This is a genomic window from Pantoea sp. alder81, assembly GCF_020179835.1.
Lineage (GTDB): Bacteria > Pseudomonadota > Gammaproteobacteria > Enterobacterales > Enterobacteriaceae > Pantoea.
Genome location: NZ_JAIUDA010000004.1, coordinates 39,248 through 57,610 on the forward strand (window position 1 = coordinate 39,248; position 18,363 = coordinate 57,610).

General features: G+C 56.5%; 17 protein-coding genes. 6 read left to right on the top strand and 11 right to left on the bottom strand.

The annotated features are described in order from the left end of the window. The first annotated feature begins 185 nt into the window (after positions 1-185). Positions 186-824 (top strand): LysE family translocator, encoded by a 639-nt coding sequence (locus LBW88_RS12470; protein ID WP_224932599.1) that lies wholly within the window; start codon positions 186-188, stop codon positions 822-824. On the opposite strand, the gene LBW88_RS12475 is transcribed toward LBW88_RS12470, so the two are convergent. The 5 genes from LBW88_RS12475 to LBW88_RS12495 form a co-directional block, all read right to left on the bottom strand. Beyond that, complete coding sequence (locus LBW88_RS12475) at positions 795-1,595, bottom strand: AraC family transcriptional regulator (protein ID WP_224932600.1); 801 nt, start codon at positions 1,593-1,595, stop codon at positions 795-797. The two genes, LBW88_RS12470 and LBW88_RS12475, sit on opposite strands and share 30 nt — an antisense overlap. Before the next feature lie 156 nt (positions 1,596-1,751). Further along, a complete protein-coding gene (locus LBW88_RS12480) occupies positions 1,752-2,552 on the bottom strand; it encodes an inositol monophosphatase family protein (protein WP_224932601.1) in 801 nt (266 codons plus the stop codon). 14 nt (positions 2,553-2,566) lie between these two features. Further along, the gene (locus LBW88_RS12485; protein ID WP_224932602.1) at positions 2,567-3,628 is read right to left on the bottom strand and encodes an ABC transporter ATP-binding protein; all 1,062 of its coding nucleotides are present in this window, start codon (positions 3,626-3,628) and stop codon (positions 2,567-2,569) included. Continuing rightward, positions 3,625-5,847, bottom strand: coding sequence for an ABC transporter permease (locus tag LBW88_RS12490; RefSeq protein ID WP_224932603.1), 2,223 nt, complete (start codon positions 5,845-5,847; stop codon positions 3,625-3,627). Before LBW88_RS12490 ends, LBW88_RS12485 begins: the two co-directional genes overlap by 4 nt. Before the next feature lie 118 nt (positions 5,848-5,965). Next, positions 5,966-6,994 (bottom strand): ABC transporter substrate-binding protein, encoded by a 1,029-nt coding sequence (locus tag LBW88_RS12495; RefSeq protein ID WP_224932604.1) that lies wholly within the window; start codon positions 6,992-6,994, stop codon positions 5,966-5,968. Between the two features lie 215 nt (positions 6,995-7,209). On the opposite strand from LBW88_RS12495, the gene LBW88_RS12500 reads away from it, so the two are divergent. Together LBW88_RS12500 and LBW88_RS12505 are read left to right on the top strand one after the other, a co-directional pair. Then, positions 7,210-8,244, top strand: coding sequence for a substrate-binding domain-containing protein (locus tag LBW88_RS12500; RefSeq protein WP_224932605.1), 1,035 nt, complete (start codon positions 7,210-7,212; stop codon positions 8,242-8,244). A gap of 60 nt (positions 8,245-8,304) precedes the next feature. Continuing rightward, positions 8,305-9,588 (top strand): histidine-type phosphatase, encoded by a 1,284-nt coding sequence (locus tag LBW88_RS12505; RefSeq protein WP_224932606.1) that lies wholly within the window; start codon positions 8,305-8,307, stop codon positions 9,586-9,588. On the opposite strand, the gene LBW88_RS12510 is transcribed toward LBW88_RS12505, so the two are convergent. Then, complete coding sequence (locus LBW88_RS12510) at positions 9,563-10,483, bottom strand: LysR family transcriptional regulator (protein ID WP_224932607.1); 921 nt, start codon at positions 10,481-10,483, stop codon at positions 9,563-9,565. The two genes, LBW88_RS12505 and LBW88_RS12510, sit on opposite strands and share 26 nt — an antisense overlap. 132 nt (positions 10,484-10,615) lie before the next feature. Between LBW88_RS12510 and LBW88_RS12515 the strand changes: the two genes are divergently transcribed. After that, positions 10,616-11,296, top strand: a complete 681-nt coding sequence (locus tag LBW88_RS12515) for an SDR family NAD(P)-dependent oxidoreductase (protein ID WP_224932608.1) — start codon at positions 10,616-10,618, stop codon at positions 11,294-11,296. A gap of 160 nt (positions 11,297-11,456) precedes the next feature. Here LBW88_RS12515 and LBW88_RS12520 read toward each other — a convergent pair whose 3' ends face one another. Beyond that, positions 11,457-12,380, bottom strand: a complete 924-nt coding sequence (locus LBW88_RS12520) for a LysR family transcriptional regulator (protein WP_224932609.1) — start codon at positions 12,378-12,380, stop codon at positions 11,457-11,459. 102 nt (positions 12,381-12,482) lie between these two features. On the opposite strand from LBW88_RS12520, the gene LBW88_RS12525 reads away from it, so the two are divergent. Both LBW88_RS12525 and LBW88_RS12530 read left to right on the top strand, forming a co-directional pair. Continuing rightward, a complete protein-coding gene (locus LBW88_RS12525; RefSeq protein ID WP_224932610.1) occupies positions 12,483-13,304 on the top strand; it encodes an MBL fold metallo-hydrolase in 822 nt (273 codons plus the stop codon). 4 nt (positions 13,305-13,308) lie between these two features. Continuing rightward, the gene (locus LBW88_RS12530; protein ID WP_224932611.1) at positions 13,309-14,652 is read left to right on the top strand and encodes an amidase; all 1,344 of its coding nucleotides are present in this window, start codon (positions 13,309-13,311) and stop codon (positions 14,650-14,652) included. A 27-nt stretch (positions 14,653-14,679) separates the two neighbouring features. Here LBW88_RS12530 and LBW88_RS12535 read toward each other — a convergent pair whose 3' ends face one another. From LBW88_RS12535 to LBW88_RS12550, 4 genes are all read right to left on the bottom strand, one after another. Further along, a complete protein-coding gene (locus LBW88_RS12535) occupies positions 14,680-15,087 on the bottom strand; it encodes a DUF2000 domain-containing protein (protein WP_224932612.1) in 408 nt (135 codons plus the stop codon). A 34-nt stretch (positions 15,088-15,121) separates the two neighbouring features. Beyond that, a complete protein-coding gene (locus tag LBW88_RS12540; RefSeq protein ID WP_224932613.1) occupies positions 15,122-15,979 on the bottom strand; it encodes an AraC family transcriptional regulator in 858 nt (285 codons plus the stop codon). A gap of 35 nt (positions 15,980-16,014) precedes the next feature. Continuing rightward, positions 16,015-17,301, bottom strand: coding sequence for an SLC13 family permease (locus LBW88_RS12545; protein ID WP_224933005.1), 1,287 nt, complete (start codon positions 17,299-17,301; stop codon positions 16,015-16,017). A gap of 102 nt (positions 17,302-17,403) precedes the next feature. Then, complete coding sequence (locus tag LBW88_RS12550; RefSeq protein WP_224932614.1) at positions 17,404-18,303, bottom strand: LysR substrate-binding domain-containing protein; 900 nt, start codon at positions 18,301-18,303, stop codon at positions 17,404-17,406. Positions 18,304-18,363: the final 60 nt, after the last annotated feature.

Here is an 18,363-nt window from a genome sequence, read left to right on the forward strand (position 1 = left end):
GTTGATGGCAGATGGATGCATATAAACATAATTGCGACGGCGAGAAAACCAGACGGAGAGACGATTCATCCTGGAGCCATTGCCGTGGTGCATTGGGCGCTGAGGCGCAATTCTTTCCAATACAGTTTGATCCGTGCCGTGGTTTAATCCCGCCCACGGAAAATAATAAGGACAGGCTCGTTGCTATGCTGCAGTTTTCAAATGGTTTTCTGCTGAGTTTATCGCTGTGCCTTGATATTGGGCTGGCCAATATCGCCATGATTACCCTCGCGATGCAGCGCGGCTATTTTCATGGCTTTTGGTTAGGGATTGGCACCTGCATTGGCGACCTGATTTATGCGCTGCTGGCGCTGGCAGGCATGGCGGTGGTTTTGCAGTTTACGGCAGTTCGCTGGGTGTTGTGGATCGGCGGTGGATTATTACTGCTGTGGTTCGCGGGGAAAATGTTGATCGCTGCACTGCGCAAAGACGCGGCATTACCCTCAGCGGAGCAACAGCCTTATCGTTCGTTACTGCGCGAATTCAGCCGTGGCGTGGTGCTGGCGATGTCATCTCCCACGGCGATTTTGTGGTTTGCCAGCGTGGGCGGTGCACTGATTGCTCGCATGGGGCATGGCAGCGTGAATGCCACCTCCACTTTCCTTGGCGGGTTCTTTATCGCGGGAGTGGTCTGGACCTGCGTGTTGTGCCTGGTGGGTAGCATGGGCGGTAAGCTGTTAGGGCAGCGCCTGTTGAAATATTCGTATCTCGCCTCAGCACTGATCTTCTGCTATTTCGCCGCTTATGTGATGGTGTCAGGCTATCGGGAGTTTGTGCTGGGCTGAGGCAATTTGCTGGGCGTAATGGTGTGGCGTGGTCCCCATCACTTTGCGAAAAGCATTAATGAAGTGGCTCTGATCGTAAAAACCCAGTTGCAGTGCAGCTTCCTGCGGATGTACCCGACGGCGCAACAGTTCCCGCGCCTGTTGCAGCCGCAGTTGCATGTGATATTGCAACGGTGGCAGCCCGGTAAGCTGGGTAAAACGACGCACCAGATGATATTTACTTAGCCCGGCGCGTTGCGCCAGCGCATCCAGTTGCGGTTTCTCGTGCAAGTGTTCACCCAGAAACTGCTTCACCTGCTCGATAACCTGCACTTCCCCCTGATGCGCGCTCTCCTGGTCGTCGAGGAGTTCACCACACAGCCACAGCAACTGCTGTTCCAGCAGTAACTCATCTCCTGCGCGCGCGGCCTGGTCGAATTCAGTGATTGCTTTAAACAACTGTGCGTCATCGAACACCCCTTCACGCAAAGCTGGCGCAGCGGTGCTGCTAAACATTTCGGTTAGGATCGCCTGCGGCAGATGGATGCTAATAAAACTCACTGGATCATTGCTGAACAAGGAGGACTGAATCGCGCCAGGGTTATAAATCGTCACCTGCCCGGCAAACACGGCAGACACCTTACCATCGAGCCAAATCTCTTCCCGCCCGCTGAGATTGGCACAAATCACATATTCATCATGCAGATGACGCGGAAAGCGGCTGCCGCTCGCGTTAACGCGCGAACATTCAATCCCGTTACGGTTAAACCAATCAGATGAGGAGAGTGACACGCGATAACCCGCTAAATATGGCGATGGGTTATAACAGCATCGACAGGTTTGAATTGCAATGCTGTTCGGGTGTGAGGGCTTATTGCTTCAGTGCAGTTTTAAAGCGTTTGCCGAGAGTGCCGCAGCGGCAACAGCTCTCAGCAAATATGACAGAGTTTAAATTCCCGCAACCCGTTTCAAATCAGCCTCAGCCCCAGGCGCCACCGCCAGCACCTGAGCGCCTTTTAGCAAACGTTCACCTTCGGTATTGAACGGGTGATACCAACCGCCCGCCTCTTTCACCAGGCAATAACCGGCCAGGCAATCCCATGCGTGCATATAGGGTTCGTAGTAGCCCACCACCCGGCCAGCGGCTACCCATGCCAGCATCAATGCGCCAGAGCCGATGCGGATGAAGTTGCCACCGGCTTCCAGCAAGGAGGCCAGAATCTTGCCCACCTCAGCAGGGCTGACATGGCTGTTAGCACCGAAGCCAGTGACATGGTTTTGTAGCGTGCGGCTCGGATCGACCTGCAAGCGGCGACCATTTAAGGTTGCGCCTTGTCCCAGCGCCGCCACGTAGCACTCCTGATAAGTGGGGGCAAAAATCACGCCAATCACCGGCACGCCGTCATGCAGTACCGCAACCGAAACGCACCAGTTAGGCATGCCATTGAGGAACGGGCTGGTGCCATCAATAGGATCCACTACCCAGGTGTACCCTGATGTGCCTTCCTGCAATCCGTACTCTTCACCCAGAAAACCGTCATCGGCAAACTGAGCGCGAATCTGCTGGTCGATCATCTGCTCGACTTCGCGGTCAGCGCGCGACACCACATCCTGCAGATCATATTTGGTCTCGACCACCAGCGTGTCGCGATGATGGAAATACTCCAGCGCCTTCTCGCCCCCTGCGCGAGCCACTTTTTCTGCCAGAATCAAACGTGATAGCAGTGCTTCATTTACGGTGTCACTCATTATTTATCCTTAAATTATCCGGCAATCAGGGCTAATCCCTGAGGTTTAAAATCAATCGTCACGGCAGAAGCCAGCGGCAAGTGCTGCTCCATCTGCGCATCAACAATAAACAGAGAACCCAGCGCCGTGGCCACTTCATATTCGATGTGATCCCCCAGCCAGGTGCTGTGGGTCACTTCACCTTGTAATGCGCCAACGCCATCGCTACGCAGGGTAATAAACTGCGGTCGCACCGACAGTTGCGCTGAGCCGGTTGGCAGGCCGTTGCCGCGCACGCGATAGCGCTGATTTCCCAGCCGCACCAGCGCATCGTTGCCTTCTACCTGCTCGACCTCGCACGGCAGAATGTTGGCTTCCCCCATAAAATCAGCGATGAACACCGAATTCGGGGAGTGGTACAGGCTTTCTGGTGCGCCTTGCTGGGCAATATCACCCTCTTTCATGACAATAATTTTATCAGACACCGCAAGGGCTTCTTCCTGATCGTGCGTGACATATACTGCCGTAAAGCCAAGTCGTTGTTGTAGCTCACGAATATCTGTACGCACGCGGCGACGAAGACGTTCATCGAGATTGGATAAAGGTTCGTCCAGCAGCAGCACTTGCGGTTCCAGCACCAGCGCACGCGCCACGGCGATACGCTGTTGCTGGCCGCCCGACAGCTCTGACGGCAATCGCTGCCCCTGATTTTCCAGGCCCACCAGTTTCAATCCTTCGCGTGCCCGGTCTTGCGCTTCCCGCTTATTCATTCCCGATGACTGAAGACCATACATGATGTTGTCGATCGCGCTCATATGAGGAAACAGCGCGTAAGATTGGAACACCATCGCCACATCGCGCTCATTGGCAGGTAAATGCGTCACATCTTTGCCACCAATCAGAATACGTCCGGAGGTGGGATGTTCCAGCCCCGCCAGCAAGCGCAGCGTGGTGGTCTTGCCGCAACCGGAAGGGCCCAGCAGCGTGACCAGCGTGCCCGGTTCCACCGTCAGCGACAGATCCGGTAAGGCGTTGAAGCCCGCAAAACGTTTAGTGACATGCTCAAATACCACGGAACCCGCATTAATACTGGTCATACGGTTCTCTCCTGGGTTAACGAAGTTGAAGTAGGCGGCACGGCAATATCCACGGGGCGCGCAACCCGACGCAGTTTTCGCTCACCCACCAGCCACTGAAACACGCCAATGATCAGCAACATCACCACAATCAGTACGGTGGAGTAAGCAATCGCCACGCCGTACTCACCGTTTTCGACCAGCCCGACAATGTAGGAGGTCGCCATGTTGTATTGCGCACTGACGAGGAAGATGACGGCGCTAATCGAGGTGATGGCGCGGACGAAGGCGTACACCAATGCGGCGCTGATCGCCGGTTTGAGTAACGGCAGCACCACTTTTCGTAGCGTGCGGAAACTGTTGGCACCCAGCGTCAGTGAGGCTTCATCGAGACTTTTATCCAGCTGACTCATAGCCGCAATACCCCCGCGCACCCCCACCGGCATATTACGAAACACAAAGCAGGCCACCAGAATCAAAGCCGTGCCGGTGATCTCCAGTGGCGGCAGGTTGTAGGCCATCACATAACTCACGCCAATAACCGTGCCTGGAATAGCGAAACTCAGCATTAGCAGGAATTCAAAGGTCTGACGGCCGGCAAACTTCTGCCGCACAATCAGCCAGGCGGTGAGTAGACCGACAATCGCGGTGAGCGGCGCGGCAATCAGCGCAATCTCCAGCGTGGTCCAGAACGAGTTCCATGCCACGCCCGTCCACAGCAGATGCCCGTCACTGACGCTGACACGGAAAGCCCGCACGTAATGCTCGACGGTGAGTGCATCATTTAGCCCCCATGACTGCACAAACCCACCAACGACAATCATTCCGTAGATCACCAGCGTGAACAGCCCCCATGGAATCACCATTCCGTATACGCCGAAGCGCAATGCCCGTGGTAATTGACCATGTTTGCCGCCATCGCCCTTACCGGTGACGGTGGCGAAATTTTTGCCGCCCAGCCACCAGCGCTGCAGCACAAATGCCGCCAGGGTGAAGCTGAGTAAAATCATCGCCAGCACCGCTGCCCGACTGGAATCATTCTGCGCCCCCACCACGGAGAAAAAGATTTCAGTGGAGAGCACACCATGACTGCCGCCCAGCACCATTGGGTTTCCAAAATCAGCCATGCTTTCAATGAAACTGATCAGAAAAGCATTGGCCAGGCCGGGCGCCATTAACGGCAGAGATATACGACTGAAGGTGCGCCAGCGGTTGGCGCGCAGGGTTTGCGAGGCCTCTTCCAGTGAAGGACTCACCCCCTCGACCACGCCAATTAACACCAGAAACGCGATAGGCGTGAAAGACAACACCTGTGCGATCCAGATGCCGGTTAAACCATACAGCCAGCGGCCAGGTTCGATGCCAAACAGCGCCGCCAGATATTCCGTGACCACGCCTGAGCGGCCAAACAACAGAATCAGCGCCAGGCCAATCACAAACGGCGGCGTGATAATCGGCAAAATGGTCAGCATGCGCAGCGCTTTTTTGCAGGGCAGCGGCGTGCGCGTGGCGGCCAGCGCAAAGGCCAGCCCCAGCAACGTAGAACCGGAGGCGGTCATCAGTGCCAGCCACAGCGTGCGCCAGGCTGTACCGCAACTCCCTCCTTTTAAACAGGCCAGACTCCAGATTGAAGGATCCTGAATATTGCTGATCAGTCCGTCGGGTTTAAAACTGCCATCAACGTCCTGCACCGAGACCACAAACATGCTCAGCACCGGATAGAGAACAAAAATGCTGACCAGCGCGGTCAGTAGCACCAACGACGCCACCACAAAGGCATCGCCTTTCAGTACGCCCCGCTCGGCCAGCGCAAAGGAAAACAGCAGCAGAAAGGTGGTCAGTAACAGCAGTGCACCCGCGCCCATCGCCGGTTGGCCCTGCTCCAGTGCCCCGAAGCGATTTTCCAGCCACAGCCAACTCCAGCCGCTGTAGCCGATGGCATGACCCTCAATCACCATAAAAATGACGCCCAGCGCGCTAAATAACAGCATCAGGCGGCTGCGCGCGCCAGGTGGAAGTAATCCGCACGCGGCACACAGCGCGAACAAGGTCAGCGCAATCGCCAGCCATGGATGCGTGCTGACCTGCCACAAGGCGGGTGCATTAGCAGGATCGCCCCACAGATTGAGCAGCCAACCGCCATCGAAAAAGCCGGCTTCCAGGCTGTACCACGGCAGTACGAGTAGAGCCGCCATGCCGATCAACAGTGCGCCGGTAAGCCGACGATTATTTGCATTCATGAAACACCTCAAGAGGGAGAGACGCGCTCTCCGGCTCGCAGTGGAATGATGTGTTGAAAGACGCCACGACGAGAATAGGCCCTCACGTAATGTGGCGCGCTTTTACGCTGTCAGAGCATCACTGTGCGCTGGCACCAATCTCTTTATCCCAGCGGCTGAGTAACGCTTTGCGCTTGGCGGAGTCGCCATAGGTTTTGAAGTCGTAATCGATCAGTTTGATGTTCTCGAAGCGCGGGGCGTATTCCGAGATTTCTGCGTTGCGATTTGACGGCAGCTGGAAGGATTTCGCTTCCTTCATGTGCGACTGCGCTTCTGCACTGAGCGCCCAGTCGTACCAGACTTTGGCATTGGCCAGGTTGCGCGCCCCTTTCACAATCGACATTGAGCCAATCTCATAGCCCGTGCCTTCACACGGCGCGACGGTTTTGATCGGGAAGCCATCCACCTGCATCGCAACAGCATCATGCATAAACACGATACCGACGGTGGTTTCGCCTCGCGCGGCAGCTTTCACTGGCGCGGAGCCGGACTTGGTGTATTGCGAGACGTTGGCATTAAGTTTTTTCAGGTAATCGAAGGCCTGCTCCTCTCCCATGATTTGCACCAGCGTGGCCAGCGTGTTGTAGGCGGTACCGGATGAGTTCGGGTTGGCGATTTGGATTTCCCCCTTAAAACCGGGATCCAATAAATCCTTCCAGCAGAGGGGCTCTTTCAGCTTTTTATCGGCCAACAGTTTGGTGTTATAGCCCCAGCCCAGTGCGCCCGCGTAAATTCCTACCGTGCGATAGCCCGAGTTCTCGGCTTGTTTTTGCGCCCAATCCTGCTGCTGGCCGAGCAGTGGCGATTTATACACCTGAGTTAATCCTTCGTCGGCCGCCTGCATATGCGGATCGCCGGTTCCGGCCCACCAGATGTCGGTACGTGGATTACGCGCTTCACTGCGCAAGCGCGCATAAGCTTCCCCCGCCGACAAGCGCACCATACTGACTTTGATATCCGGATGGCTCTGGCTGAAGATGCGCGTCATATGCTCGCACACCACCACATCAGCGGAGCAAACCATGTTGAGATTGCCCGCCGCAGAGGCAGCAAAAGGCAGTGCAGTACAAGAGAGGGAAAGTGCGACGGCGATTGAGGTGGCTCGCATGGTGTTCTCCTTGGATTGTAGGGTGGTGCTTCACTGGCACCTTTTTGCACATCTGTGCAAAGTAGTAATGAACAAAAAAACAGCTGTCAATTAGCTTGCTGCGCAATTGATAGGCCATGTCACAAAAATGCAACAAATCAGTTCCTCAACAGTTTGCACAGCTTTGCAAATTGAGGCAGACTCTTTTTCAACCGATGTCTGCACAGGAGTTGAGCATGCTGAGTGAGAAAACCGTGGTGAGTGCCCAGGATGTGGCTGAGCGCGCTGGCGTATCGCGTTCCGCGGTATCACGCGTATTTACACCGGGTGCCAGCGTGTCCTCTGCCATGCGAGCCCGCGTGATGAAAGCCGCACAGGAATTGGGCTATCACGTCAATCATCTGGCGCGTGGCCTGGTGCGAAATCGCAGTGGGATTGTGTGCTTGGTTGTTTCGGAAATCGCCACGCCCTATCGTGCCAGCCTGGTGCGCTGGCTGACGCAGTGTCTGCAGGAAGCGGGAAAAATTGCCATGCTGATCAATACTGATCGTTCCGACAACAGCGTGTCAGCCGCCTTACAGCAGGCGATCAACTTCCGCGCGGATGCCTCGATCATCCTTTCCGGCATGCCGGATCGCACCATCACTCGCCAGTGTTATCAGCATGGTCAGCGCATCATTTTGATAAACCGCGATGAAGCGCTGCCCGGCTCCCTCAGCATCAATCTTGATGCACAGCGTGCCGCTGCCACGGCGGTCATGGCCTTTCAGCGTGCTGGCTGTCAACACCTCGCCTTTGCCAATTCCCTGGCAGGCACACCCAGCCTGATGAAGCGCGAAGCGGCATTTATCGCCGAAGCGCAGCGCGTGGGGATGAGCGTAACAGTGGAGCGATTTGGCACCACCTCGTATGAAAGTGGGCAAATTCTGGCACATCGACTGCTCACTCAGCATCAACGCCCAGACGCCGTCTTCTGCGTGACCGATCTGGTTGCCTGTGGATTTATGGACGAAGCGCGCCACCGCTTTGCCCTGCGCGTGCCGGAAGATCTGTGCCTGATTGGCTATGACAATATCGCGCAGGCAGGCTGGTCTTCTTATAACCTCACCACCTTTACCCAACCGGTTGAGCAGTTTGCGCGTGATGCCGTGAACTGGCTGATCCAGACTGAGTCCGATGAAACCCACCTGCCCCCGCAAACCGAGCAACAGCATGACAGCTTGATGTACCAGGCCGATGTGGTGTGGCGTGGATCCGTGCGTGGCGCATGAACCCAGCATGCTATCTGACCTTGTTCAGCATGAGCGCAATATTTTTGTATAAGGATCACGATGAACCTTCCCAGAAATCAGATTTCCGCAGGCTTGTTGATTGCCTGTTCGATGTGGTTAAGCGCCTCACCGGCACACGCAGAAGCGCAGTATCAACTGGAAAAGGTCGTGGAATTAAGCCGACATGGTATTCGCCCTCCCACGCCCGGCAACCGTAAAGAGATTGAAGCGGCGACCCAGCGATCCTGGACAACCTGGACCACGCACGATGGCGAGTTGACCGGGCACGGCTACGCTGCCGTAGTAAACAAGGGACGCTGGGAAGGCGATCATTATCGCCAGCTCGGATTGCTGAGCTCCGGCTGTCCACAGGCGCAGGAGGTGTATGTTCGCGCCAGCCCATTGCAACGCACCCGCGCCACCGCCCAGGCGCTGGTGGACGGCGCATTTCCAGGCTGTGGCGTCACGGTTCATCGCGTGGCGGGTGAGGATGACCCCCTGTTCCAGACCGAAGCGTTCCCAGCCACCAACACGGATCCCGCAAAGCAATTTGCCGCCGTGACTGCCGTAACTGGCGATCTGGCCGCGCGCCAGCAGGCGTTGCAACCGGCGGTTCAGGCTTTGAAAAATGCGGTGTGTCAGTCTGGCACCGATTGCACGTTGTTCGAAAAGCCGTGGCAGATAAAACAGAGCAAAGGCGGTCAAACATATGTTCAGGGATTGAGCGTTCTTGCCAGCATGGTAGAAACGTTGCGCCTGGGCTGGAATGAAAACCTGCCGGCGGATCAACTGGCGTGGGGCAACATCACCCACTCCGCGCAAATCACCGCCGTGCTGCCGCTGCTAACCGCCAATTACGATCTCAGCAACGATGTGCTTTACACCGCGAAAAAGCGGGGTTCCATTCTGCTGAATGAGATGATTCAGGGTGTTAAACAGGGTGTCAGCCCTGTTTCGGATGCCGTGCCGGATGCCCGCTGGCTGCTGTTTGTCGCGCATGACACCAATATCGCGATGGTGAGGACTCTGATGGGCTTCACCTGGACTTTACCGGGCTACACGCGCGGGAACATTCCGCCCGGCAGCAGCCTGGTGTTTGAACGCTGGCGGGATAAGCAGAGTGGCGAGCGATGGCTGCACGTTTACTTCCAGGCACAAAGCCTCGACGACCTGCGTCAGCTGCAGTCCGTCGATCATGTGCATCCGCTGTTGCGAGAAGAGTGGCGAGCGCCTGATTGTCGGGTCACCAGGGTCGGCACACTGTGTCCGATGGCATCCACGTTAGCGGAATTCGGTCAGCAACTTGACCCTACCGCCATTACGCCGGTGAGTTACGCTCAATAGCGCACACCTGTTTCACCACGCCGCGCAGCCAACGATGCGCGGCATCATTCTCCAGTCGAGGATGCCACATTTGTGACACGGTCATTTCTGGCGTCGCAAAGGGCAACTTGACCATCGCCAACGCCTGGCTGTGAGCAATCAATGGGTGATGTGCAACCAGCGAACGGGGCACCAGCGCTACCCAATCCGAATCGACCACCAACGCCACGGCGGCGGAGAAAGCGGGCACCACGGCCACCACCTTGCGCTGCAATCCGGCTTGCTCAATGGCGTCATGGATCGGTCCACCCCGCTCTGCGCGACGGGACGCGACAATGTGGCCAAATCGCGCCAGTTGGGTGATATCCATCTGCTGTGTTAAAGGATGTCCCGCGCGCACCACGCCGACAAAACGGTCACGAAACAACGCCTGCAAGCGGATTTCTGGCCCCATATTGCCGAGCACGCCAATCTCTAAATCAATACTGCCTTCACGTAACTCGCGGTCACTTTTTTCCGGTTTCGCCACGAAGACCAGCTCGACATTGGGCGCCTGTGCGCTCATCGCAGCAATCAGCGCGCTTCCGAACGCTTCGACAAAGCCTTCATTGGTGCGCAATGTAAAACAGCGATCCAGCTGAGCCAAATCGAGGATTTCCGCATCAGGGCTGAGCACGGCGTGCGCTTCTCGCAGCGTGCGGTGCGTCCGTTCACGCATCGCTTCCGCATAAGGGGTCAGCACCATTTGCCGTCCGGCTCGCACTAACAACGCATCGCCCGTCACATTGCGTAGTCGGCCCAGCGTGCGACTCATCGCTGATTCGCTCAGGTTGAGCTGGCGTGCCGCGCCCACCACGCTGCCGGTAGTGAGCAGCGCGTCGAGTGCGGTGAGTAAATTCAGATCGGTTGTGTTCATGATCAGTATCCTGCTGGATGTCACGCAGCATAACAAGGCGTTTGATGCAGGTTATCACTGCATAGGCTGCGTGTTCCGCCTCCCCTCACTCCGCGCTAGACTTTTCCCATCTACTCAACTGAGGAACACATGATGAAAACATTATTGATTGGCGCATCACGCGGGTTGGGATTCGCACTGGCAGAGAACATGCTGCAACGAGGCTATCAGGTTGTGGCGACTGGACGGGCGCAATCCATCGATAAACTCACGCAACTGGCTGCGCGCTATCCGCAACAACTGACGGTGGAAACGGTGGATATTACTGAAACCGAGCAGGTTCGCGCCCTGCATCAACGCCTGGCAGACACGGAGTTTGACATGCTGTTCGTCAATGCGGGGGTGAAAAATGACGATCGGGAAACCATCGCCGACGTTTCAACCGAGGAGTTCACCCGTGTGATGGTGACCAATGCGCTCAGCCCGTTGCGCGTGATCGAGGCCTTTAAAGATCGGGTCAGCGCCAGCGGCACGATTGCAGTGATGTCATCCGGCCAGGGCAGTATCACCAACAACACTAACGGCAACTACGAGGTGTATCGTGGCAGCAAAGCAGCGCTGAATATGTTTATGCGCAGCTTTGCCGCACGCCATCAGGATGCGCGCACCTTGCTGTTGATGGCGCCAGGCTGGGTGCAAACCGATATGGGCGGGCCGGAAGCACGCCTGACCATTGATGAGAGCATCCCCAATCTGCTCAACACCATGGAGGCGTATGCGGGCCGCACCGGGCTGCATTATCTCGATTACCTCGGTCGCGTCGTGCCGTGGTGAAGTCAAAGGGATGCGCCGAACGCTGAAGTCTGAAGTCTGAAGTCTGAAGTCTGAAGTCTGAAGTCTGAAGTCTGAAGTCTGAAGTCTGAAGCCTGAAGTCTGAAGCCTGAAGTCTGAAGCCTGAAGCCTGCAGCCTGCAGCCTGAATTCTGAACGCCAGACTATATCTTCCGCTGCAGCAGACTGCGCAAAATTTCCCGCAGCCAGCAGTTTGCCGGATCGTCTTGCTGCGCGTTGTGCCACAGCAAGCTCAGCTCATAATCCGGCATCTCAACCGGCACCGGCGCAGCATTTAAGCCATAGCGTTGGCACCACGCAGGCGCCAGCCCTTGAGGTACGGTGGCGAACAGCGGCATCTGCTTTAGCAGCAAAGGTAAGCTGGAAAAGTGCGGCGTGACATAGCGAACACGTCTGGATTGGCCCAGGCGCTGCAAAGCATGGTCAAGGGCACTTTCGCTGGCACCGCGATAAGACACCAGCGCATGCGGATGTTGTACAAACTGCGTCAGCGTCAGCCGTTTCAGCGCGATTTGTTTGTCGCTCCATAAGGTGCAGAAACCCGCCGGACCGATTTTCTCGCGGGTTAAGTCACGACTAATTTCATTCCCAACGGTGATCACCACATCCGCCTGCTGCTGCTCCATCAACGGAATCGCCTGCCAGGGATCGGCGGCCACGACATGGATATCCACGCCAGGCGCGTCATTGGCCAGTTCAGCCAACAAATCAGGCATCAGCCACTGCTCCAGCCAGTCACTCATGCCGATGCGAAAACGGCGGTTATCACGCTGGGGATCAAATGCAGCGGGCGTGAAGATCACCCGGTGCAGCCCCTGCATCAGTGGTGCGAACTGCTGCACTAATTGCTCGGCACGCGGCGTCGGTGTCATACCGTATGAAGTGCGGATAAACAGCGCATCATCGAACATCTCACGCAGCCTTTTCAGGGCGGCACTCACCGCTGGCTGGCCGAGGTAAAGGCGATTGGCGGCCTGCGTAACGCTGCGCACCTCGTACATCACCATCAACACAACCAGCAGATTGAGATCGATACGTGAGAAATCATTTTCATTGATGCTGTTCATGATTTTAATCGATTTAAATAATGTTATGCGCCTCAGTATAGTGACTTTCAACTTACTGTCACGGACGCTATTGAACGCGTCCTCTATCAAGTGGAGCACAGCATGAACATTCAGGTGGGCGAGTGCCAGGTTGAAAAAATCACTGAACAGCGCGCAACCTTTCCTTTCGGTGCATTGTTTAAAGCACATCGCACCGAAATGAGTGACGCCTTTGCCGAACAACCTGCAGAGGTCTCGATTCACAGTTGGCTGGTGCGCACCGCCGAGCACACCATCCTGATTGATACCGCAACCGGCAATGGCCGTCATCGCGATAACAAACCTTTATTTCATCTGCTGAATACGCCTTACGCCGACAATCTGGCACAGGCGGGCGTTAACCCGGCGGAAGTGACGCTGATATTAATGACGCACATTCATACCGATCACGTTGGCTGGAACACCCACTGGGTTGACGGCCAGTGGCAGCCGATGTTCCCCAATGCGCGTTATATCTGCTCAGCGATTGAATTGCAGCACTGTCAGGACGATCCCGCCAGCCAGGAACTTTATCGCGACAGTATTCTGCCGCTGATCGAGCGCGGCCAGTTGCAGACCATCGATGTGCAGGATTCCCCGCTGTTTGCCGGCGTGCTGCGCTATATTTCCACGCCGGGTCACAGCATCGATCATGCGTCGATTGTGCTGGAAAGCCAGGGCGAATATGCGATTTTCCCGGGCGATGTGATGCACCATCCGGTGCAATTTCAGCACCCGCACTGGAACTCGCTGTTCTGTGTAGATCTACCGCTCGCCACGGCATCACGTCAACGCGTTATAGACTGGTGCCAGCAACATCAGGCAATCTGGTTCAGTTCCCATTTTCATAGCAGCTCTTTGGGCCGTGTTGCGCCTGATGGGCAATGGAGTCCACTTGAGGATTGACCGGATGCAATACGCTAACTATCTCACCGCGTCGCTGAGCGACTTACGGCAGGCGCTGCAACGCGGCGATGTCACGGCACGCGAGTTGACCGACTATGCACTGCAACGCATAAGCGAGGCAGACCAGCCGCGCTACAACGCCATCACCTGGCTGTTTGCGGATGAAGCGCGTGCGGCAGCAGAACTGAGTGATACACGCCGTCAACGTGGTGAGGCGTTGGGTCAGCTGGACGGCATTCCGGTGCTGATTAAAGACAATATTGAAGTACGAGGCTGGCCCACCAGCGCGGGTTCGGTGATGTTGCGTGACGTCATCGCCCAAACCGATGCCCCGCTGGTCACCACACTGCGCCACCAGGGCGCGGTTCTTATCGGTAAAACCGCGATGCATGAACTGGCGGCGGGCATTACCGGCGCCTCCTCACTGACCGGCTTCACCCACAATGCCTGGCGGGAAGGACGTTCTCCGGGCGGATCGAGCAGCGGCTCCGCAGTTGCCGTTGCCGCCGGTTATGTACCACTGGCTATCGGCAGTGACACGGCAGGTTCGGTGCGTATTCCCGCCGCGTTTAATGGCCTGTTTGGCTTACGTATGACGCGCGGTGCGCTTAGCACAGCCGGCATTGTGCCGCTATCAACAACGCAGGATATTCCCGGCCCGCTGGTGCGCTGCGCGGCCGACCTGCGCATTGTCAGCGAGGTGCTCAGCGGCAAGAAATTTGCCACTGAGGGAGAAGCGTTGCGGGTTGGCATCTGGCAGGAAGGATTCGCCGCCGATGAAGATGAGATTAACCAGTCGGTACAGGCCGCCGTCGCCGGATTCACGCCAGCAACGCTGAGCTGGCCTGAGTTAGAGGCGTTAGCCGCGGATGCCAATATCATCGGCTATGAATTTGCTGAAGCGCTGGCGAAGTATTTAGCCGATAAACCTCAGGCACAGTTCCATTCCTTGCCGGCAATCGCTGCGTCCGGGCTTTATCATCCTCAGCTCGAAACCGTGTTTAAAACGCGTGCGGTTCATCCGGGCACTGATAGCGAGGGTTATGCACAGGTGCAGCAGCGCCAACATGATCTTTACCAGCAGTTGGTGGCGATGTTCGACCAGCACAACATAAACCTGCTGGCCTACCCGGTGGTGCGCCGCGCGCCAGTCAAACACGGCGAGATGCAGGAAGGCAGCAATGCGCTGGTTTCAGCGGTGACTGGCGCGCCAGCGATTTCGATTCCCGCTGGCTTGAGCGATGAGGGATTACCGATTGGTGTCGAATTACTGGCGCTGCGTGGTCGGGAAGATTTGCTGTTGCGCGCGGCTGAAGTCATCGAGCTACGCATTTCGCTAAACAAATAAAAGCGTCGCCACAGTTGGCGACCGCGTTTATCCGTGCAGAGACAGCCCTTTAATCGCCTTATCCACCGCTTTCTTTGGCCCACGAATCGCGATGCCGACCAGGTTCAGGTTGTCAGCATCTTCCGCCATAAACACCTCGCGGTTGGCAGCATCATGTCCGGTGGAGAACATCGCTTCGACATACGGGATCACCGTCAATTCCCGCTCCATACCCTGGCGATGTGCCCGCTGTAATCCCGCCACATCGCCGGCAAACACCAGCATCGGCTGGCCCGCCATATTGCCGTATTGCCGCCCTTTCGCATCCACGTAGGGTTCTCCCATCATGTCAGGTGCGGCAGAGGCAATGCCGGTGGCGAGAAAGGCCACTACGTTCAGGCGCTGCCAGGTGGCTAAGTCATCACGAACAATCAGGGCGATTTTGGTATCAAACATCTGCAACTACTCTCCGATGAGGTCTAAAACACCATCATCTTAGAGTTGCGGGGGTGGCATATAGAACGTTTGTGCACTGTCTTTGATAAGAGGCGGGAGTCATGCGATAGGCCCGCTGGAACCAGCGCCCGAGGTGACTTTGATCGGCAAATCCGACTTGCGCGGCAACCTGCACCGGCTCAATGCCCTGCGCCAGCAGCACACGTGCGCTGCGCAATCTCAGGCGCACCAGATACGCATGCGGTGACTGGCCAAACGCCTGTTTAAACTGGCGCGTCAGCTTAAAACGATCGATGCCCGCCAGACGTGACAGTTCATCGAGCCCGACATCCTGCGCCATAAAATCGTGCAGATAGTCGCGTAATAGCTGCATGTGTTGCATCGCTGCGCCTGTTTGCGCATTGGGTTTGGTTTCAAGATGGCGGGAAAGCATCGTCATCAGATGATCGAGGCTCTGATCGCGTGCCAGTCGCCCTTCACTGTGATGCACTGAAAACCACGCCTGCTGGATGGCACTGGCCAACAGCGCATCATCATTTAGCGTGTGGCGAAACGCCCCTTCAATGTTGGAGACATCGCCCAGACCGCGTCGCTGCATCATCTCTGCCACCCAACGCTGCGGCAGATAGAGCATGGTATAGGTGAAACCCTCTTCGTTGGGCGCGTGGCCGTCATGCACCGCGCCCGGCTCAATCAAAATGGCGCGGCCCGGCGTGCTGGTGTGCAATGCACGATGACAATTAAAACGCTGTAAGCCCTGCTGCGTCACGCCCACCAGTAATTCATCGTGATCGTGCGGATCGTAGGCGTGTCCGCGAAAATGCGCGTTGACGCTTTCGATACCGGTTTCGTCATCGCGACGAAAATCGACCCAATCATTATTGGCTGACATAACGGCGATCTCAGTGCAGGGGTTGTAAGGGAAAGTCAGGCATAGCCTAGCAGCCTGAACCAGAGATAATCCAGTGGTAACAGCAGCAGTACGCTGAAGATAAATACCAGCACACACAGCTGCAGTCCTGCTTTGGCAGGCACGTTGCCCAGCCCCATCGCTACCACCACTGGCGATGCCTGATAAGGCAGTAACGGCGTCGCATAGGCAAATACCTGCATCATCACCACGCTTATCAATGAAAAGCCGGATGCATTAGCTAGCTCTTGCGCGATCGGCGTCACCATAGCCGGCACGCCGTTGGCGGTCAGCACAAAGTTAAGCAGTGAGACCAGCGCGTTAAGCACCGCGAAATTGCCGAACGAAGCATGATCCTGCAGTGGCAGAACGCTCAGCAGTAGATTAGCGATCAGACGACCCAGCCCAGAATCCACCACCACCGTGGCCACGCCAAGAATGCCCGCGATATAGATACAGGTGCGGAAATTAACCCCGCTGGCGAAATCATCCCCCGAGAGAAAGCCAATGCGCGGCAGCAGGCAAATACACGCCGCCGCCAGCCCGACCCATGCGGCTGGTAAGCCGTGCAGGCTGTCGGTCATCCAAAGCAACAGGGTCATAGCCAGCAGACCCATCAACCGCCATTCGCTGCGACTGAGCGGCTCAAGTTGATCGCGATGGCGCACGGACTGAGGTTGCGCGTGGAACAGGAACAGAATAGCGGCAGCGAGTATCATTCCCTTGCCGATCCCCACCACCGGCATATGCAGCAGCCACCAGGGCAGCCACTGTAGATGGATCTGATAGGCGTTTTCGGCTGCGCCGCTGAGCACCAAGTTGGGCACATTAGCCGGTAAGATACTGGCGGAGAGCTGGAAAGTGCCAAACCCCACCGCCAGCGCCAGACCAATACTGCCGCGACTCCCGGCCTTGATACCGGCCCGTTCCCCCATAGCCAGTACTACAGGCATCAGTAAAGCGATGCGCCCCATATTGGAAGGCATCACCAATGCCAGCAGATAGGTCAGCACCAGGGTGCCAACGACCATGCGCGGCCAGCTCTGACTGAGAGGCACCACCAGATAGTTCGCCCAGCGTTGTGCAAGCCCGACTTTGCGGATCGCCGCGCCGAGCACAAAACCGCTCAATACCAGCCAGAAGGCTGAAGAGGCAAATCCGCTGAAGATGGTGCTGGTAGGTGCGATGTTCAGCAGCGTGGCGGCGGCAAAAAACAGCAGCGCGGTAAGGTATTCCGGCAATCGCGCGCTTGCCCATAGCAATATGGTGATGGCTATCACCAACGTGGTAAGCCAGAAATGCATATCTGAAGTCACTGACCGAACTCCCTGTCTACTAACCGTCGCACAAAGCGGATAAGCATAGTGCAATCCATAATGTGCAACGCTGAGTCAGTTAACAGTTTGTTAAATTGCCAGCTGTCCGAGCCAGTTTATTAACGCTTCGCTGCCCGGCTGGCTGCGCGAACGCTGTGGCCAGGCAAGAAAATAGGGTTTACTTAACGGCAGGCTTAACGCATCAACCATAACCAAATCCCCTCGCGCCAGCTCAGCGGCAATCAGTCTTTTCTGCCCCAACAACAAACCCGCTCCTGCCACAGCAGCATCTATCGCCAAAGAGGTCAGATTGAAGCTTAACGCGGGTTGTGGCACGGGTTCCGCCATGCCTTTCGCCTGATACCAGCTGCGCCAGTCGGGCAAAAAACGCCCTTCGTTACCCCAGTCGAGATGAATCAACGGAGCCTGCTGCAACACGCTTTCCAGCGGAAATTGCTTGAGCAGCGCGGGACTCGCCACCGGCACCACTTCGTCCAAAAACAGCCGCTGCTTATCAAGCTGAGGATAGCGATCCTCACCAAAGCAAATGACAAAGTCCGCTGGGGTTGCATTGAAATCCACTTGTGCATGAGTGCCGTGCAGCGATAAATCAATATCAGGACAGTGAACGCGCCACTGCGCAATGTGGGGCAGCAGCCACTTCGAGGCCAGCGCGGGCAATGAATAGAGCGTTAGCTTGGGCATCGTCGCCACATGACGCAGGTTTTGCTGCCCGAGATGCAGAATGTCAAAGGCTTCCGTCACATAGCGCAGATACTCTTTGCCGGTTTCAGTCAGCATTACGCCACTTTGCGTACGCACAAACAGCGCGCTGCCCAACTGTTCCTCTAGCTGGCGAATTTGTTGGCTCACCGCAGCAGGCGTCAGCGCCAGTTGTGCGGCGGCCTTTGCCAGACTGCCCAACTCCGCCGCCACCTTAAATGACTGGATAACGCTGATTTTCGGTAAACGCGGTGACTGTGCGGGCATTAAGGTTTCCTTAGCAGGGCATTAAATTTATATCGTTACGCACTAACATATCAGTGAGTT